14 protein-coding genes are annotated in these 13815 nt (G+C 61.3%); 6 read left to right on the forward strand and 8 right to left on the reverse strand.

The features are described from left to right. The 7 genes from flgK to BKX96_RS12835 all read right to left on the reverse strand — a co-directional run bounded on the left by flgK (position 1) and on the right by BKX96_RS12835 (position 8654). Positions 1-2010, reverse strand: coding sequence for a flagellar hook-associated protein FlgK (gene flgK, locus BKX96_RS12805; RefSeq protein ID WP_077184087.1), 2010 nt, complete (start codon positions 2008-2010; stop codon positions 1-3). 23 nt (positions 2011-2033) lie between these two features. Further along, on the reverse strand, positions 2034-3317 hold the full coding sequence (gene flgJ / locus BKX96_RS12810) for a flagellar assembly peptidoglycan hydrolase FlgJ (RefSeq protein ID WP_077184088.1): 1284 nt from the start codon (positions 3315-3317) through the stop codon (positions 2034-2036). A gap of 11 nt (positions 3318-3328) precedes the next feature. After that, positions 3329-4438: a flagellar basal body P-ring protein FlgI gene (locus BKX96_RS12815; protein WP_046816884.1), complete on the reverse strand. Its 1110-nt coding sequence runs from the start codon at positions 4436-4438 to the stop codon at positions 3329-3331. Positions 4439-4456: 18 nt separating this feature from the next. Then, a complete protein-coding gene (gene flgH, locus BKX96_RS12820) occupies positions 4457-5152 on the reverse strand; it encodes a flagellar basal body L-ring protein FlgH (protein WP_077184089.1) in 696 nt (231 codons plus the stop codon). Positions 5153-5204: 52 nt separating this feature from the next. Further along, a complete protein-coding gene (gene flgG / locus BKX96_RS12825) occupies positions 5205-5990 on the reverse strand; it encodes a flagellar basal-body rod protein FlgG (RefSeq protein WP_008055493.1) in 786 nt (261 codons plus the stop codon). Between the two features lie 45 nt (positions 5991-6035). Continuing rightward, on the reverse strand, positions 6036-6776 hold the full coding sequence (locus tag BKX96_RS12830) for a flagellar basal body rod protein FlgF (RefSeq protein WP_046816882.1): 741 nt from the start codon (positions 6774-6776) through the stop codon (positions 6036-6038). A gap of 318 nt (positions 6777-7094) precedes the next feature. After that, positions 7095-8654: a sigma-54-dependent phenylalanine hydroxylase transcriptional regulator PhhR gene (locus BKX96_RS12835; protein WP_020796934.1), complete on the reverse strand. Its 1560-nt coding sequence runs from the start codon at positions 8652-8654 to the stop codon at positions 7095-7097. Between the two features lie 308 nt (positions 8655-8962). Between BKX96_RS12835 and phhA the strand changes: the two genes are divergently transcribed. The 6 genes from phhA (at position 8963) to BKX96_RS12860 (ending at position 13362) form a co-directional block, all read left to right on the forward strand. Continuing rightward, on the forward strand, positions 8963-9754 hold the full coding sequence (gene phhA, locus BKX96_RS12840; RefSeq protein ID WP_046816881.1) for a phenylalanine 4-monooxygenase: 792 nt from the start codon (positions 8963-8965) through the stop codon (positions 9752-9754). A gap of 105 nt (positions 9755-9859) precedes the next feature. Beyond that, complete coding sequence (locus BKX96_RS12845; RefSeq protein WP_046816880.1) at positions 9860-10216, forward strand: 4a-hydroxytetrahydrobiopterin dehydratase; 357 nt, start codon at positions 9860-9862, stop codon at positions 10214-10216. After that, the gene (locus BKX96_RS12850; RefSeq protein ID WP_077184090.1) at positions 10216-11409 is read left to right on the forward strand and encodes an amino acid aminotransferase; all 1194 of its coding nucleotides are present in this window, start codon (positions 10216-10218) and stop codon (positions 11407-11409) included. Before BKX96_RS12845 ends, BKX96_RS12850 begins: the two co-directional genes overlap by 1 nt. Before the next feature lie 262 nt (positions 11410-11671). After that, the gene (locus BKX96_RS33230; RefSeq protein ID WP_015096286.1) at positions 11672-11803 is read left to right on the forward strand and encodes a hypothetical protein; all 132 of its coding nucleotides are present in this window, start codon (positions 11672-11674) and stop codon (positions 11801-11803) included. A gap of 72 nt (positions 11804-11875) precedes the next feature. Beyond that, a complete protein-coding gene (locus tag BKX96_RS12855) occupies positions 11876-12061 on the forward strand; it encodes a hypothetical protein (RefSeq protein WP_046816903.1) in 186 nt (61 codons plus the stop codon). Positions 12062-12162: 101 nt separating this feature from the next. Beyond that, positions 12163-13362 (forward strand): MFS transporter, encoded by a 1200-nt coding sequence (locus BKX96_RS12860; RefSeq protein WP_077184092.1) that lies wholly within the window; start codon positions 12163-12165, stop codon positions 13360-13362. Here BKX96_RS12860 and arfB read toward each other — a convergent pair. Beyond that, the gene (arfB, locus tag BKX96_RS12865) at positions 13359-13772 is read right to left on the reverse strand and encodes an alternative ribosome rescue aminoacyl-tRNA hydrolase ArfB (RefSeq protein WP_008055510.1); all 414 of its coding nucleotides are present in this window, start codon (positions 13770-13772) and stop codon (positions 13359-13361) included. The genes BKX96_RS12860 and arfB overlap by 4 nt on opposite strands. Between the last annotated feature and the right edge of the window lie 43 nt (positions 13773-13815).

Genomic DNA, 13815 nt, shown 5'->3' on the forward strand with positions numbered 1-13815 from the left:
TTAAAGGGCATTGATCAGGGTGCTGAAGATTTCCTGCGCAGTCTTGATGATCTGCGAAGAGGCCGTGTAGTACTGCTGGTACTTGGTCAGGTTGCCGGCCTCTTCGTCGAGGTCGACACCCGACAGCGAGTCACGCGCATTGCGCGCCCCGGTGACGATGGTGTCGGTCGCCGTGGCATCGAGTTGGCCCTGCTTGGTCAAGGAACCAACGGTCGACACCAGGCCGCCGTAGGCCTCGGTAAAGCTCACGCCGGGACTGGTTGCCGTGGCACCGACCGTGGCCTTGGTCTGCAGGGCCAGCAGCGCCTGGGCGTTGCGGTTGTCGGTGCTGTCGGCGGCGGTCATCGCGATGTTGAAGCTGTCGCCGGCCTTGGGACTGCCACTGACGGTCATGCCGACACTGAAGGTCTTGGCTGCGCCGCTGGCATCGGTGTACGGCACTGAAATGCTCAGGTCGTTGTTCTGGCCGGGCACGATGTTGCCGGTGCCAATACTGACCCCCTTGGCATCGAACACTTCATAGGCACTGGCGCTGGTCATCAGCATACGGACCGGCATCGACGCCTTGACCGCATTCTGCACTTCCAGGCGCTGGGCCGAATCGTAGATGTCCAGGCTGGTCTTCAGGGTCGGCTGGCTGGCATCCCCGGTACCGGTGTTGCCCTGGGCCTTGGTAGAGGTCAGCGGTGCGGACGTGGCCAGGCGCTTGGCGTCGGTCATGACGGTGGTCATGTCTGCGGCGGAACTGCGGGTCGGGGTAATCTTGAAGCTGTCGCCACTGTTAACCGGACCGGCGTTGAGACTCAGGCTGAAGCCATCGATGACCGGTGGCGGCGTCGTGCCCAGGTCGAAACTGCCCATGTCGGTATTGTCCGACAAGCGCCGTACGCTGTAGCCAGTGGCGCTGGTGAAGGTCACCTGGTAATCGCTGGCCGCCAGCTTGCTGGTGTCCTTGATGGTGACGTTCAGGTTGCCCGACGCCGTGTTGTTGTTGGCATTGGCGATGCTGCGCTGGCTGATGGCCGCAACACTGTTGATGTCATTGAACAGCGCCGCGCCGAAATTGCCGCTCTGATCCAGCCCCTGCCCCAATTGCTTGTTGACCTGATCGGCCACGACCATGGCGATACGCCCCAGGCCATTGACGGCCGGGGTCAATACGTCATTGCGATAACGCAACAGCCCACCCATCTCGCCGCCGCTCATCACATTGGTGATGTCGACCGACGAACCGTTACGATCCATGATGATCGAGGAACGGGTCGGATCCGCCGGGTCGGAGGCCACGCGCAGTTTGTTGACAGTGTCACCCACCACCAATGGCTGGCCGTTACCCAGGTAGATATCCATGCGCCCTTCGGTATCGGTGACCTGGGTGCCCACCAGCTCATTGAGCTGGCGGATGGTTTCGTTACGCTGGTCCAGCAGCTCGTTGGGCGTGCCACCCGAACTACTGACTTCACTGATTTTCTTGTTGTACGCCGCAACGGTCGACGCCAGCTTGTTGACCTGGTCGGCCATCGAACCCAGCTGATCGTTGATGTAAGTGCCTTGCTGCTTCAATTGCCCGGAGATGGCATTGAAGCGGCTGCTCAAGCCTTGGGCGTTGGTCAGCAGGGCCTGGCGCGCGGCGTTGTCGTTGGAACTGCCGGCCAGGGTCTGCATGGCCGAAAAGAACGACTGCAAGGTCTTGGTCACACCGGTACCGCTGTCGGACAGCAGCTTGTCCACCTGGGTGGCCTGCCCCAAATAGGCCTGCGCATCACTGTTGAGGGAGGTCGAGGTCTGCAACTGCGCGTCGAGGTAGCTGTTGTACACCCGACGCACGTCGGCCAGCGTAGTACCGGTGCCAATGAACACATTGCCGTACCGAATGGAGTCCTTGGTACCCTGCACAGTTTGTTGGCGCGAGTACCCGACGGTATCGACGTTGGAAATGTTGTTACCGGTAGTCACCAACGATGCATGGCTGGCAGACAGACCCGACATTCCGATGTTGAGCAAACTCATTGTTCAGACCTTTTACCTTATGTCTATAAAGGCGTGGTGGAAACGCCCGCCGCAGCGTAGTTCTGATAACTCGTCATCTGCTTGGCTATCTGCGAAATCTTGCTGGCGTAAGCCGGGTCGGTTGCGTAACCGGCCTTTTGCAGCTCGCGCACAAACTGTTCGGGGTTATCGGCCGACTTCACCACATCTTGATAACGATTATTGGTTTGCAGCAGCGTGACCAGGTCATGGAAGCTGTCCTTGTAGGAATCGTAGGAGCGGAACTCGGCCGTCTCCTTGACCATCTCGCCATTCCTGAATTCGCTGGTGATGGCCCGCGCCGAATCACCCTTCCAGCTGCTGCCGGCCTTGATGCCGAACAGGTTGTGGCTGCTGCTGCCGTCCTGGGCGCGCATGACCGATTTGCCCCAACCGGTTTCCAGGGCGGCCTGGGCCACCAGGTAACGCGGATCGACACCAATGCGATCGGCCGCTTCCTTGGCCATCGGCAGCATGGTGTCGATGAATTCGTCGGCGCTGCCGAAGGCTTTTTTCGCCGGCGCCAAGGGGATCTGCGCAATGGCGCGCCCGTGAATCTGCAAGGACCCGCTCGACGCCATCTGCGCATTCGCCAGCCAGTCGCCGTTGTACAAGGGACCCGAACCGGAAGTTGCGACACGCTCGGGCAACGTCGTTTTGTTGACCGCAGTGGCGGTGGTCGGCGTGGCGGAAGGCACCAGGCCCGCGAGCAAGCGGTCGGCCAGTTTTGGCGGCAGGGCCAGGCGCCGCTGGTTGATCAGCGCCATGTCATTGCGATGGGCGCCCTCGCCTGTCGGTGCACTGAGCGAACGCGAGGCCCACAACGGTCGCTCGCCATTGACCCGCGACAGCGGCCCGTTGATCGCCACCGTACCGGCGGCCAGCGGTGTCTGCGCGGCCGCTTTCGCGGCCTCCTGCTTGGCCGCCGACAGTGTCGCCGCTTCACCCGGCGCCAGTGGCTTGTTCTTCGACATCTGGCGCATCAGCACGTCCGCCAGGCCGATACCACCGCCCTCGCGGGACATGGAAACCGCCAGTTGCTGGTCGTACATCTCCTGGTACTGCTTGGCCTCGGCGGTGTTCATCGGGTTGTCCTTGCCCAGCGCCTCAGTGGCCGAACGCATGGACTTGAGCATCTCGCCGAGGAACAGCGACTCGAACTCCTGCGCCACCTTGCGCATGTTGGCGTCGCTGTTCTTGTCGCCGACCTTGAGCTGGTTCAGCCGGTTCAGGTCGGAAAACGCACCGGAATCGCTGCTGCTGACCCGACCGCTCTTGAACATGTCCATGCTCGCCCTCCTCAGATCACGATCAGGTCGGCTTGCAGGGCGCCAGCCTGTTTCAGTGCTTCAAGGATCGCCATCAGGTCGCCCGGTGCCGCGCCGACCTGGTTCACCGCACGGACGATTTCGTCGAGGGTGGTGCCCGGGCCGAACTTGAACATCGGCTTGGCTTCCTGCTCGGCATTGACCCGCGAGCGCGGCACGACAGCGGTCTGGCCATTGGACAGAGGGCCGGGCTGGCTGACGATAGGGTCTTCGGTAATGGTCACGGTCAGGCTGCCGTGGGTGACGGCGGCCGGGGAAACCTTGACGTTCTGGCCGATCACGATGGTGCCGGTGCGCGAGTTGATGATGACTTTGGCCACCGCCTGGCCCGGATCGATTTCAAGGTTCTCCAGGATCGACAGGTAATCGACACGCTGGCTCGGATCCAGCGGCGCGGTGACGCGCACCGAGCCGCCGTCGATGGCCTGGGCCACGCCAGGGCCGAGCATGTCGTTGATCTTGTCGACGATGCGCTTGGCCGTGGTGAAGTCGGAACGGTTGAGGTTCAGGGTCAGGCTGTTGCCCTGGTTGAAACCGCTCGGCACCGCTCGCTCGACCGAAGCACCGCCCGGGATGCGCCCGGCCGAAGGCACGTTGACCGTGATCTTCGAGCCATCGCGCCCCTCGGCATCAAACCCGCCGACCACCAGGTTGCCTTGGGCTACCGCATAAACGTTGCCGTCGATACCCTTGAGCGGCGTCAGCAGCAAGGTGCCGCCGCGCAGGCTCTTGGAGTTACCGATGGACGAAACGGTGATGTCGACCTGTTGCCCCGGCTTGGCGAACGCCGGCAAGTCGGCACTGATCGACACCGCCGCGACGTTCTTCAACTGCACGTTGCCCGAACCCGGCGGTACCTTGATGCCGAACTGCGAGAGCATGTTGTTGAAAGTCTGCAGGGTGAACGGGGTCTGCGTCGTCTGGTCGCCCGTGCCATTGAGCCCGACCACCAGGCCGTAGCCGATCAATTGGTTGGAGCGCACGCCGGAAATGCTGGCGATGTCCTTCAGGCGCTCGGCTTGAGCGTTGAAGGCTGCGGACAGCATCAGGGTGGCGACCATGAGGCTTTTGAATTTCAACATGCTCAACTGGAAGGCCACCTAGAAAGGAAACAGCGGGCTGAGGAAGAAACGGTCGAACCAGCCTGGCTGACTCGCATCGGCAAAGGAACCAGTGCCCGAATAGGTGATGCGCGCATCGGCGACACGGGTCGACGACACGGTGTTATCGGTAGAGATGTCGTCAGCCCGGACCAGACCGGCAATCCTCACCAGTTCGTCGCCGGTGTTGAGGGTCAGCCACTTCTCGCCGCGCACGGCGATGATGCCGTTAGGCAAGACATCGGCGACCGTCACGGTGATCGAGCCGGTGAGGCTGTTGCCCTGCCCGGCCTTGCTGTCACCCTTGGTCGCACGGTCGCCTTCATAGCTGGCGTCCAGGCTCAGGTCACCACTGCCAAGCGGATTGTTGGTACTGGGCGTGGAACCGAACAGCGAGCTCAGGCCGATGCTGGCCTTGCTGTTCTTGCCAATCTGCGAGTTGGCGTTTTTGCTGGCCTGGGTCTTTTCGTTCAGGGTGATGGTGATGATGTCACCGACCCGGAACGCCTTGCGGTCGGTGTACAGGTTCTGTTCGAAGCCAGCCTGGTAGATCGAGCCGTTGTTGGCGGCAGCCGGCAACGGCGTGCGCGGCAACACCGGGGCGTAGTAAGGGTCATTGGGCTTTGGCGACACAGGCACGCAGCCTGCAAGCGCAGTAATCCCACTCAGTGCCAGAACAGAGACGAAGCGTTTCATGACCCTACCTCACGGTGTTGCAGGCGACCTCATGGCCGCCCCAAAGACTTGATTACAGATTCTGCGTTACGAACGAGAGCATCTGGTCGGCGGTGGAGATCACCTTGGAGTTCATCTCGTAGGCGCGCTGAGTGGTGATCATGTTGACCATCTCTTCAACGGTGCTGACGTTGGAGGTTTCCAGGGTGTTCTGCAGCGTGGTACCGAAACCCGCCAGGCCCGGGGTGCCGACTTGCGGCGCGCCACTGGCGGCGGTTTCCAGGAACAGGTTGTTGCCCACCGCCTGCAGGCCGGCCGGGTTGATGAAGTCGGCGGTTTGCAGGTTGCCGATCACCTGGGACGCCGGGTTGCCGGCGACGGTGATGGAGACGGTGCCATCCTTGCCCACGGTGAAGGTCTGGGCGTCGTTCGGAATGACGATCGCCGGTTCCAGGGCAAAGCCGCTGGCGTTGACGATCTGGCCGTTGGAATCCAGGTGGAAAGTACCGTCACGGGTGTAGGACGTGGTGCCGTCCGGCTGCAGGATCTGGAAGAAGCCGCGACCGTCGATCGCCATGTCCAGCGGTTGCTCGGTGGTTTGCAGGCTGCCGGCGTTGAAGTTCTTCTGGGTGCCGACAATGCGCACACCGGTACCCAGTTGCAGGCCCGACGGCAGTTCGCTGTCCTGGGTCGACTGGGCGCCTGGCTGACGCTTGATCTGGTACAGCAGATCCTGGAACTCGGCGCGATCACGTTTGAAACCCGTGGTCGAGACGTTGGCCAGGTTGTTGGAAATGGTGGTCAGGTTGGTGTCCTGGGCGGACAGACCGGTTTTGGCAACCCATAGAGCCGGAAGCATTCGATTCTCCTCGTGCGCCTGTTTTACGGCGCGACGTTCTGGTAATTAGCTGATCTGCAAGACCCGAGCCATGGCCTGGTCGTCTTCTTTGGCGGTGTTCATCATCTTGATGTGCAGTTCGAACTGCTTCGACAGGGCCAGCACCTGGGTCATCTCGTCCACGGCGTTGACGTTGCTCGACTCGAGGAAACCGGATACCAGCTTGACGTTCGCATCGGCTTGCGCAGGCTGGCCGTCCTTGGTGTGAATCGAACCGTCCAGGCCCTTGGTCATGTTCTTGATGTCCGGGTTGACCAGCTTGATGCGGTCAACTTCGGCCATTACACGCGGACCTTCGCCCATGGCGCGAATGCTGATGGTGCCGTCCTCGCCCACTTCGATCTGCTGCTCGGGCGGCACGGCGATCGGGCCGCCATTGCCAATCACCGGCATGCCGTTGCCTGCCCGCAGCACGCCCAGGGCGTCCACCACCAGGCTGCCGGTACGCACGTAGCTTTCTCCGCCATCGGGGTTCTGCACCGCCAGCCAGCCGCTGCCTTGTACGGCGACGTCGAGGTCACGGCCGGTCTGTACCAGCGAGCCTGGGGTAAAGTCGGTGGCCGGGCGTTCGGACAGGGCAAACGCTCGCGCCGGAAAGCTGTCGCCGAATACCGGCATCGAGCGGGCCTGCTCCAGGTCTTTCTGGAAGCCGTTGGTAGAGATGTTCGCCAGGTTGTTGGCATGGGCCTTTTGCGCCAGCGCATTCTGGCTGGCGCCGGTCATTGCCACATAAAGGTACTTGTCCACACGCTTTCCTCTGCCTGCCGGACGTTTGCCGCCCGATGCTGTACTGACGTGGCATAAGCAATTTGCAGACCAAGTCGGTTTTGGCAGCGTGAGGCCCGGCAAACAAAGGACTTGAGAGATTTCGCCGGTCTGGAGGGTTTGTATCAGAGACGAAAAACCGGCGGTGATATGCCGGTAAGTGGCAAGGCTTGACCTGCTTACCAGCAATGCTGGCCCCTTCGCGAGCAAGCCCGCTCCCACAGTGATCTGTGGCGTTCACAAAACCTGTGGGAGCGGGCTTGCTCGCGAAGAGGCCGGCACAATCACAACAAAAGTCAGCTAAGACTCAGTCTTACCCACCTCATAATCGCGCAGCTTATTGGCAATGGTGGTATGCGAAACCCCCAACCGCTTGCCCAGCTGCCGACTGCTCGGATGCTCGGAATACAACCGCTCCAGCACCGCTTTCTCGAAGCGCCCGACAATCTCGTCCAGCCCGCCCTCCAACGAAAAATCGCCAAGCGGCTGACGCACGCCATAGTCCGGCAGACGAATATGCTCGGCCTTGACCGTGCCGCCATCGCACAGGGAAACCGCCTGGAACAACACGTTTTCCAACTGCCGCACGTTGCCTGGCCAGTGGTAATGACTGAGCCGATCCATGGCCGCTGGCGCGAGCTTGGGCAACGGGCAACCGATCTGCCGGCTGGCCTGGTCGAGAAAGTGCTCCACCAGCGGGGTCAAGCCGTCGAGGCATTCGCGCAGCGGCGGAATGTGCAACGACAGCACGTTCAAGCGGTGATACAGGTCCTGGCGAAACTCCCCGCGGGCGCAGAGTTCGGACAGGTCAACCTGGGTTGCGCAGATCACCCGCACGTCGAGGTACACCTCTTCATCGCTGCCTACGCGGCGGAAGCAACCATCCTGCAGGAAGCGCAACAATTTCACCTGCAGGCGCGGGCTCATTTCCCCGACACCATCGAGAAACAGCGTACCGCCCGCCGTCAATTCCAACAGCCCCAACTTACCCTCGGCCCGGGCGCCTTCGAAGGCGCCAGGGCCATAACCGAATAGCTCGGTCTCGGCCATGGATTCCGGCAGACCGGCACAGTTGAGCGCCATCAGCGGCGATTGTCCGCGCGGGCTGGCCAGATGGCAGGCGCGCGCCAACAGCTCTTTACCGGTGCCGGTTTCGCCTTCTATCAATAGCGGTGCATCGAGCGGGGCCATGCGCCGGGCTTCGCGCACCACCGCCGCCATCACCTTCGAGCTTTGAAAGATGCTGTCGAAGCCGCGCAACTCCTGCTTGCGCACGTTATAGATGCGCTCACCCACACGGTCGGCGCGATGCAGGGTCAGCACGGCACCGGCCATGGCTTCGCTGTCGTCATGCTCCGATTGCAGGGGCGCGATGTCGGCTAGGAACACATCGCCCTTGACCTTGACCCGCAGCCCGTTGATCCGCGATTTGTTGGCGCGCACCAGCTCCGGCAAATCGAAATCTTCGGCATAGCGGGACAAGGGAATGCCCGGCACCTCATCTACCCGCACACCCAGCAACTGCGCCGCCGCACGATTGGCCGCGACGATGGAGCCGCCCATGTCGATCGACAGCACCGGAAACTCCAGCGCGCCGAGCAGCGCATTGAGTTCCATGTGCCGACGCTCGCTGGGCATGAGCCCTACGCGCTTGACGCCGAAAACCCCGGCAATCGCCTCGAATTTCGGACGCAACGCCTGGAACTGGATGTTGATCAGGTTCGGACAGTGCAGGTAGATGGCATTGCCATGCTCGCCACCCACCTCGCCGCGGGCGACGTTGATGCCGTACTCGACCAACAGGTTGAGAATGTCGCGCAGGATGCCGATGCGGTTCTGGCAGTGGACTTTGATACGCATGTAAAAGACCTGATAAACGATGATTAACCTGTGGAAGCCAGCCTGCTGGCTCCCACAGGGTTAGCGCCCGACTTTTCCGAGGAGGCGCTCAAATAGTCGTCAAGATTATGTGACAGATGTAGGGCTTTTCCCAGCCGCCAATCTCAACATCTGCGCGATGACGGACGATACGTAACGAAAACTTTACGGTTTTGCAGGATTTTTCATGCGAGGGACGCCGCTCACCTGCTGCAACGCTGCAATTGATGGGGTATTCCTAGGTCCATAGCAGCACATAACAAGAACGAATCCCCTAGCAGGAGAGCAGCATGAAGCAGACGCAATACGTGGCTCGCGAGCCCGATGCGCATGGTTTTATCGACTACACCGCTGAAGAACATGCAGTGTGGAACACGCTGATCACTCGCCAACTGAAAGTGATCGAAGGGCGTGCGTGCCAGGAATACCTGGACGGCATCGAAAAACTCGGTCTGCCCCACGACCGCATTCCGCAACTGGGCGAGATCAACAAGGTCCTCGGTGAAACCACCGGCTGGCAAGTCGCTCGCGTTCCGGCGCTGATCCCCTTCCAGACCTTTTTCGAATTGCTCGCCAGCAAGCAGTTTCCGGTGGCAACGTTCATTCGTACCCGCGAAGAACTGGACTACCTGCAAGAGCCGGACATTTTCCACGAGATCTTCGGCCACTGCCCATTGCTGACCAACCCCTGGTTCGCTGAATTCACCCACACCTACGGCAAGCTCGGCCTGCAGGCTTCCAAGGAAGAGCGTGTGTACCTGGCGCGCCTGTACTGGATGACCATCGAATTCGGCCTGCTCGACACCCCCCAAGGCCAACGCATCTACGGTGGCGGCATCCTGTCTTCACCGAAAGAAACCGTGTATTGCCTGTCGGACGAGCCTGAGCATCAGGCCTTCGACCCGCTCGAATGCATGCGCACGCCTTACCGCATCGACATCCTGCAGCCGCTGTATTTCGTTCTGCCGAACCTCAAGCGCCTGTTTGACCTGGCCCACGAAGACATCATGGGCATGGTCAAGCAAGCGATGCAGATGGGTCTGCACGCGCCGAAATTTCCACCGAAGCCCAAAGCGGCCTGAACCGCCGCTTTTTCGATCAAGTGAGTCTGTCAGGAACCGACGCTTTGCTTTAGCGTGGTGTTATTGACGGTCGATTTCCCTTTATCCCGATTTCAGGAATCCATCATGTCCACATTGAACCAAGCCCACTGCGAAGCCTGCCGCGCCGATGCCCCACAGGTCAGCGACGAAGAATTGCCGATCCTGATCAAGCAGATCCCCGACTGGAACATCGAAGTTCGCGACAGCATCATGCAGCTGGAAAAGGTGTTCCTGTTCAAGAACTTCAAGCACGCCCTGGCGTTCACCAACGCTGTCGGTGAAATCTCCGAGGCTGAAGGCCATCACCCAGGCCTGCTGACCGAGTGGGGCAAAGTCACCGTGACCTGGTGGAGCCACTCGATCAAGGGCCTGCACCGCAACGACTTCATCATGGCCGCGCGCACTGACATCGTTGCCAAGGATGCCGAGGGCCGCAAATAATGCATTTCGACGCCATCGGCCGGGTGCCCGGCGACCCGATCCTCGGCCTGATGGAGGCCTATGCGCAGGACCCCTACCCGCGCAAATTCGACCTCGGCGTGGGTGTCTATAAAGACGCCCAGGGCCTGACCACCATTCCCCAGGCGGTGAAACTCGCCGAGGCGCGCCTGGTGGATCGCCAGACCACCAAGACCTACATCGGCGGTCACGGCGATGCAGCCTTCGGCAAGGTCATCAGCGAATTGGTGCTCGGCGCCGACTCGACGCTGCTCAACGAACAGCGCGCCGGTGCCACCCAGACCCCTGGCGGCACGGGCGCACTCCGCTTGAGCGCGGACTTCATTGCCCAGTGCCTGCCGGGCCGTGGCGTCTGGCTGAGCAATCCGACCTGGCCGATCCACGAAACCATTTTCGCCGCGGCCAAGGTCAAGGTCAGCCACTACCCGTACGTGGGCAGCGACAACCGTCTCGACGTCGATGCCATGCTCGCCGCGCTCGAACAAGCCCCCAAGGGCGACGTAGTGCTGCTGCATGCGTGCTGCCACAACCCGACCGGCTTCGATCTGTCCCATGATGACTGGCGCCGGGTGCTGGACGTGGTGCGTCGGCGCGAGTTGCTGCCACTGATCGATTTCGCCTACCAGGGCTTCGGCGATGGCCTGGAACAGGACGCCTGGTCGACGCGGCTGTTTGCCGCCGAGTTGCCGGAAGTCTTGATCACCAGTTCGTGCTCGAAGAACTTCGGCCTGTACCGCGACCGCACCGGCGCGCTGATCGTCTGCGCGAAATCCGCCGACAAGCTGACCGACATCCGTAGCCAACTGGCCAACATCGCCCGCAATTTGTGGTCGACGCCGCCGGATCACGGCGCTGCCGTGGTGGCGACTATCCTCGGCGACCCGGAATTGAAAAATCTCTGGGCCGACGAAGTGGAAACCATGCGCCTGCGTATCGCGCAACTGCGCAGCGGTTTGCTCGAAGCACTGGAGGCTTACGGTTTGCGCGAGCGTTTTGCGCACATCGGCGTGCAGCGCGGGATGTTTTCCTACACCGGGTTAACGCCTGAGCAAGTGAAGGCGCTGCGGGACCACCATAGCGTGTACATGGTCAGTTCGGGTCGGGCGAACGTGGCGGGCATTGATGCTACGCGCCTGGATATGCTGGCCGAAGCGATCGCCAGCGTCTGCAAATAACCCTCCGACATGCCCCCCCCCCCCTGTGGGAGCGAGCCTGCTCGCGAAAGCGGTCTACCAATCAACATCACCGTTGAATGACAGGCCGCCATCGCGAGCAGGCTCGCTCCCACAGTTGTTTCGTCCTGTCTAGACAAGCCCATCCGTCGAAACAAATGGATATAAAAGTCTGTTTGTCATTTCTACTCCTGTATCCTGCCCAGGCTTTTTTGAAAGCGCGGATCTACCAGATCTATCAACAGACTTAGCGAGGAGCGCGACCATGCACGAGATTCCTAATCTCCCCTTCCCAAGCCTGCACGTACCTGAGCAGACGACCACGCAACAAGCCGGCGCCCAACAGCCCGAGCCGAAAGAAGCCACTGACCGCCGCCAGGCAGACAGCGAAGACTGAAACACCCGCCGTACAGACTGTGTGGAAAGCGCTAACATGCGCTTTCCACACCGCCTGAACAGTGACCCGCCCATGACCGACGAATTCAACGAAGCCCAGGCCAATCTCCTGATCGGCACCGCCGAGAAAATGATCGAGATCTGGAATCGCCTCCCCCGCGAAAAACAGGCCGCTTTGCTCGCGCGCTTCGGCAGCGAAGAAAATGCCCTGGCCGCCCTGGTCACTACGCAACTGGTAGCCCCTGCCAAGCCTGATTGATCCCGCCCGGCAAATAGTTTTACTTTTTCCACGACCCGCGGCCGCTCGCGCCGTTATCATAAGCAGCCTATCTATCCCTGCTTTCCCGTGGACCTTTACCCATGTCTGAAAACCAGCGCCCCCTGGCGGTCACGCTGCAAGTCGTTTCCATCGTTCTGTTTACCTTCATCGGCTACCTCAATATCGGCATTCCATTGGCGGTACTGCCGGGCTATGTCCATAGCGACCTGGGCTTTGGCGCCGTGATCGCCGGGCTGGTGATCAGCGTGCAGTACCTCGCTACCCTGCTCAGCCGCCCCTACGCCGGGAAAATCATCGACAACAAGGGCAGCAAACTGGCGGTCATGTATGGTCTGGCCGGCTGCGGCCTGAGCGGTGTGTTCATGCTGATCTCGGCTTGGACCGAAAGCCTGCCAATGCTCAGCCTGATCAGCTTATTGATCGGTCGCCTGGTGCTCGGCAGTGCCGAAAGCCTGGTGGGCTCAGGCTCCATTGGCTGGGGCATCGGCCGGGTCGGTGCGGCGAATACCGCCAAGGTCATCTCGTGGAACGGCATTGCCAGTTACGGCGCACTGGCCGTGGGTGCCCCGTTGGGCGTGCTGTTGGTCAAGCAGATGGGATTGTGGAGCATGGGCGTGAGCATTGCCTTGCTGGCGGTGCTTGGCCTGCTGCTGGCCTGGCCGAAAACCGCGGCGCCTATCGTAGTCGGCGAACGCTTGCCGTTCATGCACGTGCTTGGTCGGGTGCTGCCCCACGGTTGCGGCCTCGCCCTGGGCTCGATCGGCTTTGGCACCATCGCCACCTTCATCACCCTGTATTACGCCACTCAACATTGGGACAACGCCGTGTTGTGCCTGAGCCTGTTCGGGGCGAGCTTCATCGGTGCGCGGCTGCTGTTCGGCAACCTAATCAACCGCCTCGGCGGTTTTCGCGTGGCGATTGCCTGCCTGTCGGTGGAAACCCTGGGCCTGTTGCTGTTGTGGCTGGCACCCGACGCGCATTGGGCGTTGGCAGGTGCGGCATTGAGCGGTTTCGGTTTCTCGCTGGTGTTTCCGGCGTTGGGTGTCGAAGCGGTCAACCTGGTACCGGCTTCCAGTCGCGGTGCAGCGGTCGGTGCTTACTCGCTGTTCATCGACTTGTCGCTGGGGATCACCGGGCCGCTGGCCGGCGCGGTGGCGGCAGGATTCGGCTTTGCCTCGATCTTCCTGTTCGCCGCCCTCGCTGCCGTGAGCGGCCTGGCGTTGAGCCTCTACCTGTACCGTCAGGCACCGAAACAACGCCAGGCGCGGGATTCGCGCTAAAAGTCGACCTTGCCGCGCCCCGCCTTGATGTTGCCGCGCTTGCTCTTGGACTCGAGCCGACGGGTCTTCGAACCGAGGGTCGGCTTGGTCGGCCGGCGTTTCTTCTCGACCTTGGTGGCGCTCTGGATCAACTCGACCAGACGCTCCAGCGCATCGGCGCGGTTCTGCTCCTGGGTACGGTATTGCTGGGCCTTGATGATCAACACGCCTTCGCTGGTGATGCGACTGTCGCGCAGCGCCAGCAGCCGCTCCTTATAGAACTCGGGCAAGGACGAGGCCGGAATGTCGAAGCGCAGGTGCACGGCGCTGGAGACCTTGTTGACGTTCTGCCCTCCCGCGCCCTGGGCGCGAATCGCCGTCAATTCGATCTCGGCATCCGGCAGATGCACGTTGTTGGAAATCACCAGCATGGAGAAGCGTCCGTATTCAGAGTCGCCAGAATACCCCGTAGGG

It is taken from the genome of Pseudomonas putida (assembly GCF_001976065.1).
In the GTDB taxonomy this organism is placed as follows: domain Bacteria; phylum Pseudomonadota; class Gammaproteobacteria; order Pseudomonadales; family Pseudomonadaceae; genus Aquipseudomonas; species Aquipseudomonas serbica.

What these genes read in the sequence shown, in the direction of transcription:
- flgK (WP_077184087.1), bottom strand. Translation starts at nt 2,010, where the DNA reads ATGAGTTTGCTCAACATCGGAATGTCGGGTCTGTCTGCCAGCCATGCA.
- flgJ (WP_077184088.1), bottom strand. Translation starts at nt 3,317, where the DNA reads ATGGACATGTTCAAGAGCGGTCGGGTCAGCAGCAGCGATTCCGGTGCG.
- BKX96_RS12815 (WP_046816884.1), bottom strand. Translation starts at nt 4,438, where the DNA reads ATGTTGAAATTCAAAAGCCTCATGGTCGCCACCCTGATGCTGTCCGCA.
- flgH (WP_077184089.1), bottom strand. Translation starts at nt 5,152, where the DNA reads ATGAAACGCTTCGTCTCTGTTCTGGCACTGAGTGGGATTACTGCGCTT.
- flgG (WP_008055493.1), bottom strand. Translation starts at nt 5,990, where the DNA reads ATGCTTCCGGCTCTATGGGTTGCCAAAACCGGTCTGTCCGCCCAGGAC.
- BKX96_RS12835 (WP_020796934.1), bottom strand. Translation starts at nt 8,654, where the DNA reads ATGCGTATCAAAGTCCACTGCCAGAACCGCATCGGCATCCTGCGCGAC.
- phhA (WP_046816881.1), top strand. Translation starts at nt 8,963, where the DNA reads ATGAAGCAGACGCAATACGTGGCTCGCGAGCCCGATGCGCATGGTTTT.
- BKX96_RS12845 (WP_046816880.1), top strand. Translation starts at nt 9,860, where the DNA reads ATGTCCACATTGAACCAAGCCCACTGCGAAGCCTGCCGCGCCGATGCC.
- BKX96_RS12850 (WP_077184090.1), top strand. Translation starts at nt 10,216, where the DNA reads ATGCATTTCGACGCCATCGGCCGGGTGCCCGGCGACCCGATCCTCGGC.
- BKX96_RS33230 (WP_015096286.1), top strand. Translation starts at nt 11,672, where the DNA reads ATGCACGAGATTCCTAATCTCCCCTTCCCAAGCCTGCACGTACCTGAG.
- BKX96_RS12855 (WP_046816903.1), top strand. Translation starts at nt 11,876, where the DNA reads ATGACCGACGAATTCAACGAAGCCCAGGCCAATCTCCTGATCGGCACC.
- BKX96_RS12860 (WP_077184092.1), top strand. Translation starts at nt 12,163, where the DNA reads ATGTCTGAAAACCAGCGCCCCCTGGCGGTCACGCTGCAAGTCGTTTCC.
- arfB (WP_008055510.1), bottom strand. Translation starts at nt 13,772, where the DNA reads ATGCTGGTGATTTCCAACAACGTGCATCTGCCGGATGCCGAGATCGAA.